Origin of the sequence: Halopseudomonas sp., assembly GCF_041579695.1 — a bacterium.
In the GTDB taxonomy this organism is placed as follows: Bacteria; Pseudomonadota; Gammaproteobacteria; order Pseudomonadales; family Pseudomonadaceae; genus Halopseudomonas.
The window spans coordinates 1-4,794 of the sequence record NZ_JBFGFI010000137.1; the positions used below are offsets into that span (position 1 = coordinate 1).

The window sequence follows — 4,794 nt, forward strand, 5'->3', positions numbered from 1 at the left end:
AAAGTGCTCAGAAAAATAGTCGTGTAACCCCGGCCGTCGGCACCGGTATTCGGGGTCGAGCAGGAAGTACTCAAGATTGACTGCAACAAACTCGCGTGGGTTGCTCAGTTCATATGCATCCGGCGTGCGCAGGTATTGATTATTATGCAGTTCTACCTCGCCACGGCCACCGATACGTGCGGGCCAGCCGGCGAGCTCAAGTAATCTGGGGTCGTCGCTCAGGGTAAAGCGTCGCTGCGACTGGCCCTGGCACTCGCTTGGCAGGCCAACCGGGCCGAGACTTTTGTACTGGCGGGCACATGGGCGTATCAACCCACGCTCGTCAGCAGACCAGAATTGGCCTTGGTCGTAAAAATGCGCAAGCTCGTGTACCAGTGTGGCTTGCAGCTCCCGGTGCAGCGTAGCGTGCTGCCGTCCAGCGGGCAGAGTTTGATCATCGCCCTGCACCAGCGCATCGAGCCAACGTCGATTCAGGATTATTTGACCATCATAGCGGGCTCGGCCCATGACGCTGTGCGGCAGACTGGAAGACCAACGTAAAACGATTTCACGATCCAGTTGCGAAACCAACTGGGAAGGCAAAGCCTTGAGCGCCGCATCAAGCAGTTCCTGGCTAGCCTGGCGCTGCTCAGTGCTCAGATCGACCTGTTCCAGTCTCACAGTCAAGGCCGAATGAGCAAGAGGAACCCACAGTAGCGATGCCAGACCCAGGACAATCGCGATTACGGCTACGCCCCGCTCAAGAGCGGGGCGCATGTCAAGGCGCAATGGGAATGGCGCCCTGATAAGTCTGGGCGTTCAGAACTGCAATCACAGGGCCAGAATAGCCTCTGCCAGTTGCATATCAGTGGCTTGTAGCTCTGGCATCTGGTGGCGAATATGGCCCAGCGCCGCCTCCAGGTTAACGCCGCGCACTTGACCGTCACTACCGACGAAGCTGGCAGCGTCATCCCGCGCATCCAACACGACCTTGTTCGAGCCAAAGGTAGAGGCAGTGCTGTCACCCAAGGCTTCAGCCATATCGACCAGAACGTGGCCCACCGCATTGGTGGTACCAATAAAGCTGGAAGCGGAAGCCATTGCAGAAAAAACAACCAAACCAGCAGCAAGGATTACAGAGCGAATCTTCATTAGAACTCCTAGAGAGAGACCAGGCCCAAGGGCTTGGAGTACCGAGCCATTGCAGGCCCGTTTCCGGTGATTCTAGCGTTTATCTGCCCAGTGTCACCCTCTAGTTGCAGCCTGAGTGAAGATATTAGTTTACCCCGGCCAACCCAAGGTACCGGCTCCTCCACATCGGGCATACACATCAATGATGCGCCAGTGGGCTGGTCGGCCTGTAACGGATGACCGTCCACTTCCTGGGCCAGGCGTTTTGCAAGCGGGCCCTGGCGGTACTCCTTTTGGCCTGGCAAGCGCAACATCAGACGCACCTTCTGCATATTATCCAGGCTTTTGGAAGCTTACCCCTCATTTTGAACTGATAATGTTCCTGTTGGCTGATCAATACCGCGAATTGCAAAGAAGTTTTCGCCTGACATCGACCGAGCGCTACGTTGAGCCGTTGAGAGCACCTGTTGGTCGTGGACAAAGAACGCGAACAACTCTACAACCTCCGGGATCAATGGTTGCGGACTGTCCCATTCGTAAAGCAAAGCCTCCCATACTTTCAGGTTTTGTGGCGTCCCTGCGCTTTGGGGCCCAATTACCCTCAAACGGTTTTTGATGCTCGTTGCTTCACTATCGACATCTTCCAGCCAAGACAAATCAGCACGTAAATGGCGCTGCCGTTGCTGAATTTCATCAAGTTTTGATAGCCGCATTCTCCGCTCTGCAGCCGTTTCAGTCGTTAACCCAAAGATGCCTGAGCCGACTCCGTTGTTACTCCTATATTGGCTTCGGTGTGCGGCGTCGCTCTGTGCCGCCAGCTCGCCCATTTCCACCTTGTAGGCTCGCCAGAGATGGGCCAGCCAACGCATGTAGCAGCGCATATGGATGAGAAAAGCATCCGAATTAGGCATAGGGTTGCCGACCCAGCGCTGATAGTGCCGCACCAGGCTAAGGGCGCTACGTTGGCTTGGTGATTTGTCGTTAAACGTGAAGAGCGACGCTATCATTCGGCCTTTGGCAGGTAACTCGTCTCGTGCAACCAGCGAGACCCCTGCAGCAAAAGCAGCGCGATACATCCGATGCAAGCTGACCAATGCCAGTTCATTGCTGGGCTTTTGCTCACCCGGAGCAATGCCACCACCAATATCCTCGCTGACCCCCGGCATTAGTTCTTCACGCCAATCTCGACGACGCTCGCCCAATAACCGAGCCCGACGATAAAAGCGGCGTTCATGCGCCGCTACTAAATGCAGCACTGCCTTGACCTGTGGGTGTACCAGACCTCCATCATCGACGCGCGTAGTAGTAGGAAGAATAAATTCCAATGGAGGTATTTCAACCACCGAGCGGTCCACCGCATCGAATAGACCAGCAAAGACAATCTCCAGCCGGGCGTGACGATAGTAATATTGAGAGCCACGTTGCTGGGATAGCTCCATCAACTCGTGGATAAACGCTCTGGCCAACGTGGCGCCGAAATCGAAACCGAACACCGATACCTTAATGGTACGCAGCGGTATCTGCCCTGCGTCATTCAACGCATTTATTTCCCGGTTGAGCCGTGTCCGGGCGCCCTCCAAACGCACATCTACACCGCTTTTGACCAAGTGAGCCGCCCAGCGAGAATCACGGATAGGCTCCACTACCTCTGCGGCAGTATTGATCAGCATGTCCCTGAAAACCTTCAAACTGTTCTGCGGCTTATCCCTCAGTTTCCCCAAGTCTCGCTTGAGACGCTGCCACCAGTCGCGTCCACTCAATTGATCCTTGGCTACTTCAATGGCCTCTTCGGCAACAACATCCGCAGGTATGTCCATCGTATCCGACTGTGCTCGGTTGAGTGCGCCGCTGGCTTGCACACCCAGAGCGTCGTCATAATCTGCACCAAGGCCACTCAGATAGGCAGATCGATAGCAGTGAAATTCGGAGTCTTTGTCGGTGTCCATGTGTGCTAGAAACAAACGACCAATATTGCTAAGTCGATTTTCTCGTAAATCCTCTTCCAAATTTCGGGCGAAGCCATCGAAGAAAAAGCCAATATGCAATGTCCTGCCGCAGATCGGCGTCACCCTTGCTGGCACGCGGCAGAGCGCACTGATCGCCTGAGCCTGGGTTAATACATCACGGGTTGTCATGGTCCTTCCTTGGGTAACGTTGACGTAGCTCTTCAGTGAGCGGACTAGTGGCACTGCGATTCCAGGCTAAACGGACCTGGTTACCAGGCAGAAAATGCACATGCAAGGTGTCGTCAGTGCGCTCCCTTGGTGGATTGGTTATTTCCAGCTGATGTCTCTCTTCTTCAAGCCCGCGCGCTACCTGGTCTGGCGTGACGTCCAATATCCACACCACTTTCAGATCATCACCACCGATACGCCAGCAGCAGGTCGTCTTTCCTCCACCGTAGGCGAAGGCGTTTCCCCCCCAGTTATCATTGACCCAGTAACTGAAAATCGGCCGATCGGTATGGTTATGAACATATAACGCCGCACCACCTGGACGTTGGTACTGCCAGAGTACAAAGCCGCTGATCAGCGTCAGATAAAACATCAGAATCAGGGCCCAGCGCAGCGAAGTTGGTAGGCTGCGCCAGCGTTGGCGAATCGTTGTCATGACAGTTCATCGTCCATATTGATTTCAAGTGCCTCACTCAGAGTCAGGCCATTTTCGATCACGCCCTTTAGAGCTTGCTGCCATTGCGCAGTCTCATCCAGGGGCGTTCGTTCCATTAAGGTAAGGGTTGCAAACAGCAACTGATCATCTGGATGTTCAAGACCAGACTGACGAGCCCGCTCCAGCGCTTGGTTGACTTGGTCCAGGCGGGCGCCATGGCAAACCGAGGTAAAAACATCGGGAGCGCAATTTTCGAGCTCTTCCAGCAGTGCGAGAGATTGAGGATCGACAGACAGGCGCTGCAGCAATGCCGCATCCAGTGAAATCGGCTGATGGTCGGGTAATACGTGGAGCCTGCCACCCTGACAATGTGTTAACTGTCCTTCACTCTCAACCCACCAGTCATTAATTGGACCAAACAACCAGGCATGCCATTCACGGTCCCTTCGTTCATGTAATACCGGCATTACTGAAGCCGTATAACTTCTGAGCAGCACTGTTCGACCGTCTGGAGCCATTGCTAGCAGTGCTTGGCCAAGGTGCCTACAGAGTTCATCTGCCTGGAGATAACTCGACAACGAGCCTAGGATTGCGCTTTTGCCAAGCGCAACTTGCAACTCTGCCAGTTGGGCATTTGCATCCGTTTCGAAATTGACCAACCAAGGGCCTTCATGCTGCAAATGTTGAAAAGCCTTATGTTGCATGATCGGTAGGCGAGTTATTGTCGAACTTGCCCAATAGTCCATTGCAGCTTGGGTCAGCGCTTGGTGCTCAACTATCGCATAGTGGTTTTCCGTCATGTCAGTCCCCTGTCAGCATCGGCTGATTTTGCTCAAGCGCCCTACGCCAACACTCCAGGCAGATATTTTGAGGTGCTGGTAATAGCTCTGGAGCCACAAGTAAATCGCCTGGTTGTCCTATCTCCGCCGCCGACACATTTCCCGGCAGCACAGGCGAAGCTCCTGACCCCGAGCCCGGGCTACCGCCCGAATTCATTTTCACATTCGGCCCGACCAGAGTAACGCCACTGGGATCGATCTTGATAAAGCTGCCGCCGGCCTTGAGGGTCAGTTC

Annotated in this window: 4 protein-coding genes and 2 pseudogenes; all 6 read right to left on the reverse strand. The window is 54.4% G+C overall.

What is annotated here, in order from left to right; all coding sequences use genetic code 11:
• Positions 1–756, reverse strand: a pseudogene (locus ABYA88_RS15355) (hypothetical protein); the annotation flags it as partial.
• A gap of 54 nt (positions 757–810) precedes the next feature.
• Complete coding sequence (locus ABYA88_RS15360; protein WP_373188261.1) at positions 811–1,131, reverse strand: DUF2388 domain-containing protein; 321 nt, start codon at positions 1,129–1,131, stop codon at positions 811–813.
• 332 nt (positions 1,132–1,463) lie between these two features.
• A complete protein-coding gene (locus ABYA88_RS15365; RefSeq protein WP_373188262.1) occupies positions 1,464–3,245 on the reverse strand; it encodes a phospholipase effector Tle1 domain-containing protein in 1,782 nt (593 codons plus the stop codon).
• Entirely contained in the window at positions 3,232–3,720 is a 489-nt protein-coding gene (locus ABYA88_RS15370; RefSeq protein ID WP_373188263.1) for a DUF3304 domain-containing protein, read from the reverse strand. Before ABYA88_RS15370 ends, ABYA88_RS15365 begins: the two co-directional genes overlap by 14 nt.
• Positions 3,717–4,520 (reverse strand): DUF4123 domain-containing protein, encoded by an 804-nt coding sequence (locus ABYA88_RS15375; protein WP_373188264.1) that lies wholly within the window; start codon positions 4,518–4,520, stop codon positions 3,717–3,719. Before ABYA88_RS15375 ends, ABYA88_RS15370 begins: the two co-directional genes overlap by 4 nt.
• 1 nt (position 4,521) lies before the next feature.
• Positions 4,522–4,794: pseudogene (locus ABYA88_RS15380) on the reverse strand (type VI secretion system tip protein VgrG); the annotation flags it as partial.